15 protein-coding genes and 1 tRNA gene are annotated in these 13,721 nt (G+C 69.2%); 4 read left to right on the top strand and 12 right to left on the bottom strand.

Annotation, left to right across the window (positions count from 1 at the left end):
• Nucleotides 1-336 (bottom strand): TetR/AcrR family transcriptional regulator (locus tag IJH84_RS26480; RefSeq protein WP_295150283.1); only part of this gene is annotated, 336 nt, incomplete at its 3' end.
• Nucleotides 333-656, bottom strand: a complete 324-nt coding sequence (locus tag IJH84_RS26475) for a multidrug efflux SMR transporter (protein WP_200068738.1) — start codon at nt 654-656, stop codon at nt 333-335. The genes IJH84_RS26480 and IJH84_RS26475, both read right to left, overlap by 4 nt.
• 471 nt (nt 657-1,127) lie before the next feature.
• Here IJH84_RS26475 and IJH84_RS26470 point away from each other — a divergent pair, with 471 nt between their 5' ends.
• Nucleotides 1,128-3,443: a (Fe-S)-binding protein gene (locus IJH84_RS26470; RefSeq protein WP_295150278.1), complete on the top strand. Its 2,316-nt coding sequence runs from the start codon at nt 1,128-1,130 to the stop codon at nt 3,441-3,443.
• 109 nt (nt 3,444-3,552) lie between these two features.
• Nucleotides 3,553-3,834: a hypothetical protein gene (locus IJH84_RS26465; RefSeq protein WP_295150275.1), complete on the top strand. Its 282-nt coding sequence runs from the start codon at nt 3,553-3,555 to the stop codon at nt 3,832-3,834.
• A 90-nt stretch (nt 3,835-3,924) separates the two neighbouring features.
• Here the strand turns inward: IJH84_RS26465 and IJH84_RS26460 are convergent, their stop codons facing one another.
• Together IJH84_RS26460 and dcd are read right to left on the bottom strand one after the other, a co-directional pair.
• Nucleotides 3,925-5,331: a sugar porter family MFS transporter gene (locus tag IJH84_RS26460; RefSeq protein ID WP_200067927.1), complete on the bottom strand. Its 1,407-nt coding sequence runs from the start codon at nt 5,329-5,331 to the stop codon at nt 3,925-3,927.
• A 177-nt stretch (nt 5,332-5,508) separates the two neighbouring features.
• Nucleotides 5,509-6,093 carry a dCTP deaminase gene (gene dcd, locus IJH84_RS26455; protein WP_200067928.1) on the bottom strand — a complete coding sequence of 195 codons (585 nt, stop codon included), beginning with the start codon at nt 6,091-6,093 and terminating at the stop codon, nt 5,509-5,511.
• A gap of 108 nt (nt 6,094-6,201) precedes the next feature.
• On the opposite strand from dcd, the gene IJH84_RS26450 reads away from it, so the two are divergent.
• Nucleotides 6,202-6,272 (top strand) — tRNA-Gly (locus IJH84_RS26450).
• Nucleotides 6,273-6,370: 98 nt separating this feature from the next.
• On the opposite strand, the gene IJH84_RS26445 is transcribed toward IJH84_RS26450, so the two are convergent.
• The 6 genes from IJH84_RS26445 to IJH84_RS26420 all read right to left on the bottom strand — a co-directional run bounded on the left by IJH84_RS26445 (nt 6,371) and on the right by IJH84_RS26420 (nt 11,111).
• Nucleotides 6,371-6,922: a flavoprotein gene (locus IJH84_RS26445; RefSeq protein WP_295150267.1), complete on the bottom strand. Its 552-nt coding sequence runs from the start codon at nt 6,920-6,922 to the stop codon at nt 6,371-6,373.
• A 192-nt stretch (nt 6,923-7,114) separates the two neighbouring features.
• Complete coding sequence (locus tag IJH84_RS26440; RefSeq protein ID WP_200067930.1) at nt 7,115-7,918, bottom strand: trypsin-like serine protease; 804 nt, start codon at nt 7,916-7,918, stop codon at nt 7,115-7,117.
• Between the two features lie 148 nt (nt 7,919-8,066).
• Nucleotides 8,067-8,528, bottom strand: a complete 462-nt coding sequence (locus tag IJH84_RS26435) for a GtrA family protein (RefSeq protein WP_200067931.1) — start codon at nt 8,526-8,528, stop codon at nt 8,067-8,069.
• 131 nt (nt 8,529-8,659) lie between these two features.
• Nucleotides 8,660-9,391 (bottom strand): SDR family NAD(P)-dependent oxidoreductase, encoded by a 732-nt coding sequence (locus IJH84_RS26430; protein ID WP_295150262.1) that lies wholly within the window; start codon nt 9,389-9,391, stop codon nt 8,660-8,662.
• A complete protein-coding gene (locus IJH84_RS26425; RefSeq protein WP_295150259.1) occupies nt 9,391-9,798 on the bottom strand; it encodes a nuclear transport factor 2 family protein in 408 nt (135 codons plus the stop codon). Before IJH84_RS26425 ends, IJH84_RS26430 begins: the two co-directional genes overlap by 1 nt.
• A gap of 11 nt (nt 9,799-9,809) precedes the next feature.
• Nucleotides 9,810-11,111: an aromatic acid/H+ symport family MFS transporter gene (locus IJH84_RS26420; protein WP_295150255.1), complete on the bottom strand. Its 1,302-nt coding sequence runs from the start codon at nt 11,109-11,111 to the stop codon at nt 9,810-9,812.
• Nucleotides 11,112-11,373: 262 nt separating this feature from the next.
• Here IJH84_RS26420 and IJH84_RS26415 point away from each other — a divergent pair, with 262 nt between their 5' ends.
• A complete protein-coding gene (locus tag IJH84_RS26415) occupies nt 11,374-12,819 on the top strand; it encodes an FAD-binding oxidoreductase (protein WP_200068623.1) in 1,446 nt (481 codons plus the stop codon).
• A gap of 1 nt (nt 12,820) precedes the next feature.
• On the opposite strand, the gene IJH84_RS26410 is transcribed toward IJH84_RS26415, so the two are convergent.
• Together IJH84_RS26410 and IJH84_RS26405 are read right to left on the bottom strand one after the other, a co-directional pair.
• Nucleotides 12,821-13,411 carry a DJ-1/PfpI family protein gene (locus IJH84_RS26410; protein ID WP_295150250.1) on the bottom strand — a complete coding sequence of 197 codons (591 nt, stop codon included), beginning with the start codon at nt 13,409-13,411 and terminating at the stop codon, nt 12,821-12,823.
• A gap of 17 nt (nt 13,412-13,428) precedes the next feature.
• On the bottom strand, nt 13,429-13,721 hold a 293-nt coding region (locus tag IJH84_RS26405; protein ID WP_295150246.1), incomplete at its 5' end, for an amidohydrolase family protein.

Here is a 13,721-nt window from a genome sequence, read left to right as displayed (position 1 = left end):
GGTGCGCGCCCGCCGCTCGTCGATCATCAGCGCCAAGTTCTCCGCGATGACGCGCGCCCATTCCCGCCCGTTCGCGGGCGCGCGCTCGCGCATGTTCGCGATATCCGCGATCAGCAGGTCGACGCTCTCCAGCAACGTCGCCACCAGCAGGTCGTCGATGCCGGTGAAGTAGTAGGCGATCGATGCCGCGGGCACTCCGGCCTCGCGGGCGATGGCGCGATGGCTGACGCCGGCTACGCCGTCGCGTTCGACCACCCGCGCCGTGGCGTCGAGGATGGCGCGTCTGCGGCGCTCGCCCTTGGCGCGGCGGCCGTCCGAAGTCGCTGACCCGGTCAATGCGCACCGCCGAGTTCCAGCGCCAGCACCCCGCCGATGATCAGCAGGAGGCCGCCGACCTGCACCGCGGTCACCTGTTCACCGAGGAACAGCACCCCGATCACGGCGATCAGCGCCACCCCGGCGCCGGACCAGATCGCGTAGACCACGCCGACCGGCAAGCCCGCCTTGAGCACCGCGCCCAGAGCCGCGAAAGCGGCGCCGTAGCCGACCACGACCAGCGCGGACGGCAGCGGCTTGCTGAACCCCTCGGAGAACTTCAGCGAGATCGTGCCGAGCACCTCCGAGCAGATCGCCAACGCCAGCAGCAGATAACCCACCGGATCTCCCAGAAAGCTGAACGGTCGTACTACTTCCGGGGTGCAGCCTACTCGAACCCGCGGCCGCACGACGATCAACGGACGGGCCCGGCAGCCGCAGCCCCAGGAAGATCAAGGCTCCGAGCAGCAGGTAAGTGGCGAAAATCGCACCTGCGCGAACAGCGGCCGGCGAGCGGCGCGAGCCGCCGCGGGCAGCAGGCAGCGCTGACCGCGAGCGCGCACGGATGCACCGCGTCCAGCAGGGACGATCCGCAGAAACCCGAGCAATGGCCGCTTCTTGCCACCCGAGCGACGACCTGCCTTCCGGGGCGAGGGCACCGCAATTTGCTGTACAGCTGACCAACTAGTTTTTCGCGTCGGGGTCTCGCAGAATCAGCCCCTGCTCCCACCACCGGAGCCCCGCTGGTTACCGATCGGTAATAAGGCGTACGCTCCCCAAACGGACTAACCCCGAACATGGAGGCCGCGAGCATGAGTGCTCTGCAGCTGGTCCTGGGCCTGATCTGCCTGGCCGTCACGGCCGTCGCGGTGGTGATGGTCGTGCGGACAGTGCGGCGGATGATCTCGTCGATCCGCCTCGGACAACCGGACCCGACCAGGCGCGGCCCGTTCGGGGCCCGGTTCGGGAACATGCTCAAAGAGATCGTGGGCCACACGAAGATGCTCAAGTGGGGGCACGTCGGCGTGGCCCACTGGTTCGTGATGGTCGGTTTCGGCGGGCTGAGCCTGAGCGTGCTGGAGGCGTACTTCGAGGTCTTCGTGCCGACCTTCGAGACGCCGTTGCTGAGCTGGTTCGGCCCGTGGAACCTGATCGTCGAGCTGCTGGGCATCACCACCGTGATCGGCGGGTTCTGGCTGATCGCGGTGCGCCAGCTCAACCACCCGCGCCGCGCCGGGCGGGTCTCGCGGTTCCAGGGCTCGAACTTCGGGCAGGCGTACTTCGTCGAAGCCGTGGTGGTGCTGGAAGGTTTCGGCATCATGGGCCTGCGGGCGTTCAAGGAGTCGTCCGGGCTGTTCGAGGCGCCGGTGTGGTCCTCGCCGCTGACCTACGCGATCGGCAGCGTGCTGCCCGCCAGCACCGCGGCCGTCTCGGTCTTCGCCGGGTTCAAGATCCTCTCCGCGATGATCTGGGTGATCGTGATCGCCCGGAACATCACCATGGGCGTGGCCTGGCACCGGTTCACCGCGTTCTTCAACATCTACTTCAAGCGCGAGCTCGGCGACGCCCCCGCACTGGGCGCGCTGCAGCCGATGATGTCCGGCGGCAAGGAACTCGACTTCGAAGAAGCCGACCCGGACACCGACGTGTTCGGCGCAGGCCAGGTCGAGGACTTCAAGTGGAAGGGCTGGCTGGACTTCACCACCTGCACCGAGTGCGGCCGGTGCCAGTCGCAGTGCCCGGCGTGGAACACCGCCAAGCCGCTCTCGCCGAAGCTGCTGATCACCTCGCTGCGCGAGCACGCCTACGCGAAGGCGCCGTACCTGCAGGCCGGTGGCAAGCGGGACATGGCCGGTGACGAGGTCGGCATCACCGGCGACGGCGCGGACGAGAAGCTCGCCGGGATCGACGCGCTCGCGCTGGCCGAGGCGGACCGGCCGCTGGTCGGCGGGCCGGAAGAGGCCGGGGTGATCGACCCCGAGGTGCTGTGGGCCTGCACCAACTGCGGTGCCTGCGTGGAGCAGTGCCCGGTGGACATCGAGCACGTGGACCACATCGTCGACATGCGCCGCTACCAGGTGCTGATCGAGTCGAACTTCCCCACCGAGCTCGGCGGGATGTTCAAGAACCTGGAGAACAAGGGCAACCCGTGGGGCCAGAACGCCAAGGACCGGCTGGCCTGGACCGAGGAGCTGGACTTCGAGGTCCCGGTCTTCGACGGTGAGCTCGAAGACGACGTCGAGTACGTGTTCTGGGTCGGCTGCGCGGGCGCCTTCGAGGACCGCGCCAAGAAGACCACCCGCGCGGTCGCGGAGCTGCTGCACCTGGCCGACGTGAAGTACACCGTGCTCGGCGGCGAGGAGACCTGCACCGGTGACCCGGCGCGGCGCGCGGGCAACGAGTTCCTGTTCCAGATGCTCGCCCAGCAGAACGTCGAGACGCTGAACTCGGTGTTCGAGAACCGCGAACCGGGCAAGCGCAAGATCGTCGCGACCTGCGCGCACTGCTTCAACAGCCTCGCCAACGAGTACTCGCAGCTCGGCGGGAACTTCGAGGTCGTGCACCACACCCAGCTGCTGAACAAGCTGGTGCGGGAGAAGCGGCTCACCCCGGTGGCCCCGGTCGCCGAGGACGTCACCTACCACGACCCCTGCTTCCTGGGCAGGCACAACAAGGTCTACACCCCGCCGCGGGACCTGGTCGGCGCTTCCGGCGCGAACTTCCGGGAGATGCCGCGGCACGGCGACCGCTCGATGTGCTGCGGCGCAGGCGGTGCGCGGATGTGGATGGAAGAGCGCATCGGCAAGCGCATCAACGTCGACCGCGTGGACGAGGCGCTGGGCACCGCGCCGCAGAAGATCGCCACCGGCTGCCCGTTCTGCCGCGTCATGCTCACCGACGGGCTGACCTCCCGGCAGAACGAGCAGGCCGCCTCCGAGGACGTCGAAGTCCTCGACGTGGCGCAACTGCTGCTGTCCAGCGTCAAGCGCGGCACCGACGGTGCCTCGGCGCCGGTCACCGAGACCGACCCGGGCGCCGAGGCCGAGGCCAACGGCAAGGCCGACGTCGCCACCGACGCCGAACCCACCGGCACTCCGCTGCCGAAGGAGGACAAGGCCGACAGCTGACCGCAACAGCGAGAAGGGCAGGCCCGAGTGGCCTGCCCTTTTTGCATTCGGCGGCACTGGCACAGCGATCGATCACTTCGCGGTGCTACGCGCCCCTGCCGAGGGGCAAGTGTGGGTTCCGGCAGAGAAGGCGTTGCTGGTCGGTGAATGCGTGACACCGTCGAGCCGCAAGCGGGACCGTATTGACAAGCCTGCCCGCTGCGCCGAGGCGGGCATCGAATACTTCATGCGGGTCGAGGTCTCCTACGCGCGGCAACACGCAGAGGTCGTGCTGCTGCGGCTGGACGAAGCCGGCTACCGGGTGCACGCGAAGGCGTTGGCCGGGTCGCGGTTCGAGACGGAGGTTCCGTTCCCGCTGGCGTTCGATCCTGCCGAGCTGCTGGAGGACTGACCTCCCGCCAGGGCCGGACCGCGGCAGAAAAAGAACGGTCCAGCCGGGAAGTCGTCCCGGCTGGACCGTCCGCGAGTCGATCAGCTGCTGTCAGCTGCCCATCTCTTCCAGGGACCGGCCGTTGGTCTCCTTGAGGTACCGCAGCACGAAGACCAACGAGATCAGCGCGAACGCCGCGTACATGAAGTAGGTCGCGGGCAGGTTCCAGTCGCGCAGGCTCGGGAAGCTGACCGTGACCAGCCAGTTCGCGATCCAGTTGGTCATGGTGCCCACGGCCAGCGCAGCGGCGCGGATGCGCGGCGGGAACATCTCGCCGAGCAGCACCCACATCACCACGCCCCACGAGGAGGCGAAGAACAGCACGAACGCGCTCGCCGTGATCAGTGCGACGACGCCCCACTCCGGCGGGAGCTTCGCGTCCTCACCGACCACCTCGGCGAAGCTGAACGCCCAGCCGGTCACCGCCAGCGAGACGGCCATGCCGATGGAACCGATGACCAGCAGCGGCTTGCGGCCGATCTTGTCGACCAGCGCGATCGCGACGAACGTGCCGAGGATGTTCACGATCGAGGTGAACAGGCTCAGCAGCAGCGAGCTGCTCTCGTCGATGCCGACGGACTGCCACAGCGACGACGAGTAGTAGAAGATCACGTTGATGCCGACGAACTGCTGCAGCGCGGCGATGGCCATGCCGACCCAGACGATCGGCAGCACGCCGAACCGGCCGCGCAGGTCGGAGAGCTTCGGCTTGCGCTCGCCGAGCGCGTCGCGGATCTCGGAGATCTTGCCGTCCGGGTCGCCGGGCTCGATCTTGGCCAGCACCGCGCGGGCTTCGTCGGTCTTGCCCGCGGCGACCAGGTAGCGCGGCGATTCCGGAATCCGCGACGCGACGATCAGGTAGATCAGCGCCGGGACCGCGGCGACCGCGAGCATCCACTGCCACGCCTGCCACGGGCCGAGCTCGTTGGAGGCGCTGCCGCCCGCCGCAGCGGCCAGCCCGTAGTTGACCAGCTGGGACAGCGCGATCCCGAGCACGATGGCGAGCTGCTGCAACGAGGTCAGCCTGCCCCGGTACTCGGCGGGCGCGACCTCGGCGATGTAGCCGGGGGCGATCACCGAGGCGATGCCGATCGCGATGCCGCCGATGATCCGCCAGATCGCCAGGTCCCAGATGGCGAACGGGACGGCGGAACCGAGCGCGCTGATGATGAACAGCACCGCCGCGAGCTGCATCACCCGGATGCGCCCGATCCGGTCGGCGAGCCCACCGGCGATCGCGGCGCCGACGGCCGACCCGAGCAGCGCCGAGGAGACGACCAGCCCGGTCAGCGCGGACCCCACGCGGAAGTGGGCCTGGATGGCATCGACGCCACCGTTGATCACGGAGGTGTCGTAGCCGAAGAGGAAACCACCGAGCGCCGCCGCGCTCGCGATCATCAACACGTGCCCCAAGTGCCCCGAAGGGGCCTCGGAGGCGCGCGACTGCGAAACCGACATCGAAGTTCTCCTGTGCCCGCTCGCCGGTATGCCACCTTGCATCCCTGGGGAGAGCGCCGGGCTTCGGGGACTTTAGAGTCTGAACCTCAGCTTTACTTCCACGATTCAGCGTGACGATCGTCACGATCCGCTCTGGATCGTTCAGGCAGGAGTTGTGCGGACACGCCTCGTGTGCATTCAGCCGCGGCGAGTGTCCACGCGGTGGAAGCTCATGTACGCGCGCGAGGGGGTCGGCCCGCGCTGCCCCTGGTAGCGGGAACCGGCGCGCTTCGTGCCGTACGGGTGCTCGGCCGGACTGGACAACCGGAACAGGCACAGCTGCCCGATCTTCATGCCCGGCCACAACGTGATCGGCAGATTGGCCACATTGGACAGTTCGAGCGTGATGTGCCCGAAGAACCCGGGATCGATGAACCCGGCCGTGGAATGCGTGAGCAGCCCGAGCCGGCCCAGCGAGGATTTGCCCTCCAACCGGCCCGCCAGGTCCTCCGGCAGCCGCACCGCCTCGTAGGTCGACCCGAGCACGAACTCGCCGGGGTGCAGCACGAACGGATCGTCGTCGGGCACCTCCACCGGCGAAGTCAGCTCGTCCTGCTGCTGCGCCGGGTCGATGTGGGTGTACTTCGAGTTGTCGAAGACCCGGAAGAACCGGTCCAGTCGCACGTCGATGCTCGACGGCTGGATCATCGCCGACTCGAACGGGTCGAGCCGCAGCCGACCTTCGTCGAGTTCTTTACGCAGGTCCCGGTCGCTCAGTAGCACGCGGTGCAGCGTATCCGGAGGGGGTGGAACGATCTTCGACGGCCGCCGTGCTAGGCTGATGAACACCGCAGACGGCAATACGGTGCAGCAGCAATGGGGCCGTCGAATGCGGATGTAGTTCAATGGTAGAACATCAGCTTCCCAAGCTGAGAATGCGGGTTCGATTCCCGTCATCCGCTCCGAACACGAAGGCCCAGGTCAGAAGCGTCGGTCGCTTCGCCTGGGCCTTTTTCGCCAGCTCTCCCAGGATGCTGCAACCCCGAGGGGTGATCAGTCCCTAACGGATCGGGACGAGCGCTTCGACCGCGTCGAGGATCTGCTGCCAAGGCAGGTCCTCGTCCGGCGCACTGCGCGGCTCGTGCAGCGGCAAGTAACCCATGAGCAGGTGCACACCGGCGCTGCGCAAGGCCTCGACGTGCGAGTCCCACGCGGGCTGGCGCGCATGGGCGGCGTTGATCCTCGGGAACACGGCGACCGGCACGTCCTGGCCGCCGATCGCTTCGCAGACGGTGGTGAGCGCCTGGTTGTCGGACAGGCCCAGCGCGAGCTTGGCGACCGTGTTGGACGAAGCCGGGCAGACCAAGTAGCAGTCGATCGGCGGGTGCGGCCTGGCCTCGGACGGCATCCGCGGTTGCACTCGGCACGGCAACCCGGTGACGCGCTCGATCCGATCCCGCTCACCCGTGGAGTCCAGCCAGGTTCCGGCGGTCGGTGTCAGCGTGACCGCGACCCGCCAACCGCGCTCCATCGCAGGCTCGACCAGCGACGAGCGGAGCGTCTCCAGACCGCCGGCCGCCGAGCCGATCAAGCCCAGCGTGCGAGTGCCCATCGAACCGCCCTGCATCGCTCCGCCAACCCCAGCAGCGGGAAGACCTGCCGCTGCTCACCGGCGAGCGACGATACATCGCCCGGACCGTGTGCCGGACCACCGCCGTGTGCGCGGAGCCGCTTCGGGCGCACGGCACGAAGGCCCAGGCCGGAAGCGTCGAGCGCTTCGCCTGGGCCATCGTCGCGTCGAGACCTACGCCGCCGTTTGCTGGTCGATCCAGTCGCGGTGGGTGGTCACGTCGGTGTAGACGCCGGTGCCGGTGCCGCACTTGGGGTCGTTGTCGCCGTCGCGGCTGGTCGCGCCGATCAGTTCCCACTCGCCCGGCTTGCCCTTCAGCTGCGGGCCGCCGGAGTCGCCGTTGCAGGCTTGGGTGCCTTCGGTCTGGCCGTCGATGCAGAGTTCGCGCTCGGCGTTGATCTCGTCGCAGCGCTCGGCGGGGACCAGGTCCATGCCCACTTCCTGCAGCCGCAGCGGCGGTTCCGGGCACTGCTGGCGGTCATCGCAGGTCGCTCCCCAGCCGATGATGCGGGTCGGAGTTCCGGCGGGACCGGCTTCCGGGGCGATCCGGATCGGTTCCTGCGGGACCGGCTTGTCGAGCTTGAGCAGCGCGACGTCGAAGCCCTTCTCGAAGTGCTGCGGGTCGAACTCGGGGTGCGGGATCGCCTCGCTGACGCCCGCCACGGTGCCGCCGGTCGTGCGGTCGGCGCTGCCGATGCGGACCTGCATCTCGCCGGGTTCCTTGCCCAGCACGCAGTGTCCGGCGGTGACCACCCAGTCCTTCTTGATCAAGGAACCGCCGCAGGAATGTTCGCCGGTGGGGCCTTGCAGCGACACCATGAACGGATATTCCTCGGTGGAGTCGTGCCCGCCGACGACGAAGGGCTGCACCTGCGCGGCGGCGGACGGCACCAGTGCCGCCGTCAACGCGCACGCCGCCAATGCCGAGCCCAGCGCTAAGCGCGCTTTGGAGGTTCGCTTCCGGCCGCTGTTGGTCATGTTCTCCGCTCCCGATGATCGCGATGATCTCCTGCGGCACGGACGTTAGGACCTCGGCGCGAACCACCGGATCAGCCGAAAAGCCGAGCGAACCGTACTTTCGGCCACAAACCGCCGCGCCGTGGCGCGGCCTGGAGTCGACGACCGGTCAGCGCGAAGCCGGGTTCGGATGATCGTTCTCGCGGTCCGGGTCCCGCCGCCGGAAGACGAAGGTTCGCTGGGCGACGAAGTTGAACGCGGTCGCGATCGCCTGCGAAACGGCCCAGGCGAGGGTGATCTGCCACGACGAGTCGGGCAGCAGCTGGCGCGCCAGCGCGTTGGTCACCCCGACCAGGACGAACGTGATCGCGAGGACGGTCGTCAAGGCGGCCTTCTCGCGGAAATCGCGCCGCGCGGTGAAAGTCCAGCGCCGGTTCACCAGGTAGACGGCGGTGCTGCCGATGGTGAAGCTGAGCACGCGGGCCAGGTTCGGCCACACCCCGGCCGCGAGGATCAGCTGCAGGCTGCCGAAGTCGACGACCGCTCCGCCGATGCCGACCAGGCCGAAGCGCAACGCCTGGGAGAAGAAGCCGATCCGCTCCGCCTCCCGCGGCGGGCTTGCTGAAGTCAACTTTCCCCCAGTGCCGAGTTCTCGCGCCGGAGAGTATCAACGCGGAACCGGAATCGACCGGCTCCTGTGCAACGCCGATCAGCCTCGAACGTCCAGTCGCCGGGCGGCGGCACCGCCCGGCGAACTCGGCGTCAATCCGCGGTGCCCTGGGCGGTCCAGCCACCGTCGATGGGGATCACGGTTCCGGTGATGTAGGACGACAGCGGACTGCCGAGGAAGTGCGCCAGCTCGGCGACCTCTTCGGGTTTCCCGAAGCGCCGCAACGGGACCCGGTCCAGGAAGTCCTGTTCGCGGATCACTCCGCGGCGGATGAACTCGGCGGACATCTCGGTGCGGATCGGGCCGGGCGCGATCGCGTTGACCCGCACGTCGCCGGCCGCCCACTCGGTCGCGAGTCCTTTGACCAACCCGGCGACGCCTGCTTTGGCGGCGCCGTAAGCAGTGCGGCCGGGGAAACCGACCTGGCCGTTGATGGACGAGAGCACCACGATCGACCCGCCGCCGGACATCCGGGCCGCGGCTTGCCGCGCCCCGACGAAGAAGCCGGTGAGGTGCACATCGAGCATCTTGTGCCACTGCTCCAGCGGGTAGTCCATGCTCGCGCCCGCGCGGGCGTGACCGGCGTTGGCCACGAACGCCCGCAGACCACCGGCCGCGGCGCGCTCGCAGACCTCGCCCACCGCCGCTTCGTCGGTGATGTCCGCGCAGCAGGCCACGTGCGTGCCCGGCCAGCCATCGACCCGTTCCCGCAGGGCGTCGCCGTCCAGGTCGACGCCGAAGACCTCGTAGCCTTCGCGGGCGAAGCGCTCCCCGATGGCGGCGCCGAGTCCGCGAGCCGCACCGGTGACGACGACGGCGCCCATCAGCGGAGCACGTCGGCGCGGAAGATCCGCTGGATCCGGATCCCCTTGCGGGACAACCACCAGCGCCCGTCGATGCGCCGGAACCTGTCGGCGTACTCGCCGAAGACGATGGTGCCCTGCCCGTCCTTGTCCATCGGCGCCTGGAAGTACGAGGCGACCTCGGCGGAGTCGCCGTCCACCCGCACGTCCACGTTGACGATCAGATGTTTCGACCACACCTCGGGGTCGCCGAGGAGTTGGTGGTAGACGCGCAGGAACGCCTCCTTGCCGCGGTGCACGCCGTCCTCGCGTTCGATCTCCACGTCGTCGGTGACCAGCTGCGCGAGCTTGTCGAAGTCGCGCGTGTCGCACGCGCGGGCATAGGCGTTGAGCACGTCCTGGATCTGCTGCTGCGCGGAGTCGGTCATGTTCGCCTCTCTCATACGGTTGACACAGCGTTGTGCGGTGCGGGCACGGACGAACGGGTCCGCGGAAGCAGCAGCACGAACACCGCGCCGAGCGCCACCGGGAGCAAGAACACGTAGAAGTTCCACTGCGCGGGCACCTGCGCGGCCACGATCCAGCCGCCGAGCAGCGGGCCGAGGATGCCGCCGAACCGGGCCACAGTCATGATCGTGCCCAGCGCCGATGCGCGTACCTGCGCGGGGAACCACGTCGCGATGAAACCGTTGAGGATCACCGCGGTGCCGTTGGCGCCGACGCCGGCCAGCGCGACCGCCACGTACAGCACCGCGGTCGGCGGGTTCAGGCTCAGCACCACCAACGCGGCGACGCCGATCAGAAAGCCGGTGAACGCCACCCGCCGCGGCCCGATCCGGTCCGCCGTCCAGGACATCACCGCTGCTCCGGCGATCGCGCCGACGCTCATCGCGGTGAGGAACTGCAACGCGGACCCGAGCGGATAGCCTGCCGAGCGCATGATCTGCGGCAGCCAGGTCCCGAGGCCGTAGATGAACAGCTGCCCGATCAGGCAGGCCGCGGCGAAAACCGCGACGACGCGCCGGAAAGGCGGCTTGAGCAGCGTGCCGATTCCGGCATCGTCGGCTGCGGAGACCGGTTCGGGCACGGTTTTGCCGTACCGAGCGGCCACTTCCCGCGCCTCGGCGAGCCTGCCCTTGGCCACCAGGAAGTCGATCGACTCCGGCAGCACGCGCCAGGCGATCGGCACGATCAGCACCAGCGGCAGCACGCCGAACGCGAACATCGGCCGGAACCCGTGGCTTTCCAGCACCGCGATTCCCAGCAGCGAAGCCACGATCGAGCCCGCGGAGAACCCGGAACTCATGACGGCGCTGAAGAAGTTCCGCCGGTTCGGCGGCGCGAACTCCACGGTCAGCGCGATCGCGGTCGGCAGGATCCCGCCGAGTCCGATCCCGGATAGCAGCCGGAACAGCGCGAACACCCAGCTGCTCGGGGCCAGCGCGCAGCCCAGCATGCACAGCGAGAACCAGGTGGCGCAGGCCAGGAAGAGCCTCCTGCGGCCCAGCAGGTCGGTGGCGAACCCGGACAGCAGCGTGCCCAGCAGCATCCCGATCATCGCGTAGCCGGCGATCACGCCGAGCTGCGCGGCGTCCAGCGACCACGGTTCGTAGGCCAGCAGGCTCGGGATGGTGGTGCCGAAGACGATCAGGTCGTAGCCGTCGAAGACGACGGTGACCAGGCAGATGACCGCGACCAGCGTGCCGCGGTGGTTCGGCCGGGATTCCGGGGTTCTCGCCACCTGAGCCCTCCGGGGTGCGGATTCGGTTGTGTCTCGCGAGCACGCACCGAATCGCTCGGCTGATCCGATGTGCGACCCGGACGGGCAACTCCCAGACTCGGATAATCATGATAATGATCCATGCCCAGCGTCGAGTCAAGGACGCGCCATTTACCGCTCCGGCGGGCCGCTGTCAACAGTCGGCGGGCACTGGTCGATCCCCGGCCCAGGCGATTGCCTGGTGCGCACAGCGATCTCGCAACCGACCAAGAGGTGAACGGCCATGGCGGTACGGCTCAGGACCCTGGGCACCGCGGAGATCAGCGGTGAAACGACCCTGTCCGACGAGGTGCTCGCCGAGCTGCGCACCGCCTTCCGCGGCCCCCTGATCGGCCCCGATGACGACCGGTACGAGAAGGCGTGCGTGGTGCAGAACGGCATGTTCCGGCGCAGCCCCGGTTTGATCGTGCGCTGCACCGGCACCGCCGACGTCGTGGACGCGGTGCGGCTCGCCCGCGAGCACGACCTGCTGATCGCGGTGCGCGGCGGCGGGCACAGCATCGCCGGACACAGCATCCACGACGGGGCGCTGCTGATCGACCTGTCCGGGATGCGCTCGGTCACGGTGGACCCCGCGCTGCGCACGGTGCGGGTGCAGGGCGGCGCGACCTGGGGCGATGTGGACCGGGAGGCGCAGCTGTTCGGACTCGCGGTGCCCGGCGGCATCGTCTCCAGCACCGGTGTCGGCGGGCTCACGCTAGGCGGCGGCATCGGCTGGTTGCACCGCAAGTACGGGTTGACCTGCGACAACCTTCGGTCCGCCGAGGTCGTCACGGCCACCGGCAAAGTGCTGCGGGTCGACGAGGACAACCACCCCGAACTGCTTTGGGGGCTGCGCGGCGGTGGCGGCAACTTCGGCATCGTGACCGCTTTCGAGTTCGACGCGCACCCCGTCGGTCCGGTCGTGTGGAACGGCACCGCGATCTACCCGGCGGCCAACGCCGAACGGGTGCTGCGCTTCTGGCGGGACTGGACCACCGACCTGCCGGACGAGATCACCACGCGGGCGGTGCGCTGGACCACGCCCACCGACCCGCACTTGCCGCCGGAGCTGCACGACCAGGACGTGCTGATCATCGGGGCGCTGCACGCCGGAGGCACCGCGGACGGCGAACGCGCGCTCGCACCGATGCGGCGGTTCGGGACCCCGCTGGTCGACCTCAGCGGGCCGACGCCGTACCGCGCGGTGCAGTCGATGCTCGACCCGTTCTTCCCGAAGGGCGAACTGCTCAGCTACTGGAAATCGACGTACTGCCGGGAGCTCGACGACGCCGTGCTCGACCTCGTGCTGCGCAGCGCACTGGAGCGGCCGCACCCGCGAACGATGGTGCACGTGCCGCTGCTGGGCGGCGCGGCCGGGCGGATCCCGGAAACCGCGACGGCGTTCGGCGACCGCAGCCCGCAGTACATGCTCAGCTTCGACGCGAACTGGACCGACGCGGCCGACACCGACCGCGCGGTGCGGTGGGTCCGGGACGTGCTCGCGGAGGCCGGAGCGCAGCCTTCGGCGACCGGGACTTACCTGAACTTCAGCGGGGAAGCGGTGCTCGACCCTGGTGCGCGGATGGCCGCCTACGGGCCGAACCTGGAGCGGCTGGGCCGGTTGAAAGCGACCTACGACCCGGAGAACCGTTTCCGGCTGAACAACAACATCCCACCGGCGAGCTGACTCACACCGGCGGCGCGGGGTCGTACTGGATGCCGCCGCGGACTTCGGCGGCTCGTTCCGGCGAGGACAACCGAGCCACCAAGTGCAGCGCCATGTCGATGCCCGCCGAGATCCCCGCCGAGGTGACCACGTCACCGTCGTCGACGAACCGGTCGTCCGGACGCACTTCGACGGTCGGGTCGAGTTCGCCCAACCGCGCCAACGACGCCCGATGCGTGGTGGCCGGGCGACCGCGGAGCAGACCCGCTGCGGCGTACACCAGCGAGCCGGTGCACACGCTGGTCATCAGCGGCACCGACGCGCGCTGCACGCGCACCCAATCGAGGTGCTGCTCGTCCGTGAGCAGCGGACGGGTGCCCCGGCCGCCGGGGTGCAGCAGCACCTCGTACTCCGGTGCGGCGGCGAAGGAATGCTGCGCGACCACCGTCAGCCCCTTCGCGCACTCCACCCGGCCGCCATCGCGGGCCAGCGTCGAGACCGCGTAGCCGTCGCCGGGGAAGTTGCGCGTCCAGTAGGACAGCACCTCCCACGGCCCGATCGCGTCGAGTTCTTCGACCTCGGGGAACAGCAGAACGCCGAGGTGCCGGACCATCACGCCGCCCGCAGGTGCTATGCGGCGGTGCGCGCGGTGGCCTGCACGGCGCGGCGGTCGACGCGGGTCGGTTCGCGGTCGTGCAGCACTTCCGCACCGGCCACCCACACGTCGCGCACGCTGCGCGAACCGGCCGCCCACACCAGATTCGAGAGCACCTGCTCGTCCGGCGCGTCCAGCCCGGTCGCGAACGCGGGGTTGTCCACGTCGAGGTGCACGACATCCGCCCAGTTGCCGGGTTCGAGCGAGCCGATGTCGTCGCGGTGCAGCGCCCTGGCGCCGCCGCGGGTGGCCGCCAGCAGCGCGGAGC

The sequence above is a fragment of the Saccharopolyspora sp. genome (assembly GCF_017434145.1).
Taxonomy (GTDB): Bacteria; Actinomycetota; Actinomycetes; order Mycobacteriales; family Pseudonocardiaceae; genus Saccharopolyspora_C; species Saccharopolyspora_C galaxeae.
The sequence above is the reverse complement of the archived record's forward strand: the minus strand, read 5'-3'. Positions and strand labels throughout refer to the sequence as shown.

Excerpts from the sequence above, each read along its gene's own strand:
- IJH84_RS26470 (WP_295150278.1), top strand. The coding sequence starts at position 1,128 with ATGAGTGCTCTGCAGCTGGTCCTGGGCCTGATCTGCCTGGCCGTCACG.
- IJH84_RS26460 (WP_200067927.1), bottom strand. The coding sequence starts at position 5,331 with ATGTCGGTTTCGCAGTCGCGCGCCTCCGAGGCCCCTTCGGGGCACTTG.
- IJH84_RS26445 (WP_295150267.1), bottom strand. The coding sequence starts at position 6,922 with ATGGGCACTCGCACGCTGGGCTTGATCGGCTCGGCGGCCGGCGGTCTG.
- IJH84_RS26440 (WP_200067930.1), bottom strand. The coding sequence starts at position 7,918 with ATGACCAACAGCGGCCGGAAGCGAACCTCCAAAGCGCGCTTAGCGCTG.
- IJH84_RS26430 (WP_295150262.1), bottom strand. The coding sequence starts at position 9,391 with ATGGGCGCCGTCGTCGTCACCGGTGCGGCTCGCGGACTCGGCGCCGCC.
- IJH84_RS26425 (WP_295150259.1), bottom strand. The coding sequence starts at position 9,798 with ATGACCGACTCCGCGCAGCAGCAGATCCAGGACGTGCTCAACGCCTAT.
- IJH84_RS26415 (WP_200068623.1), top strand. The coding sequence starts at position 11,374 with ATGGCGGTACGGCTCAGGACCCTGGGCACCGCGGAGATCAGCGGTGAA.
- IJH84_RS26410 (WP_295150250.1), bottom strand. The coding sequence starts at position 13,411 with ATGGTCCGGCACCTCGGCGTTCTGCTGTTCCCCGAGGTCGAAGAACTC.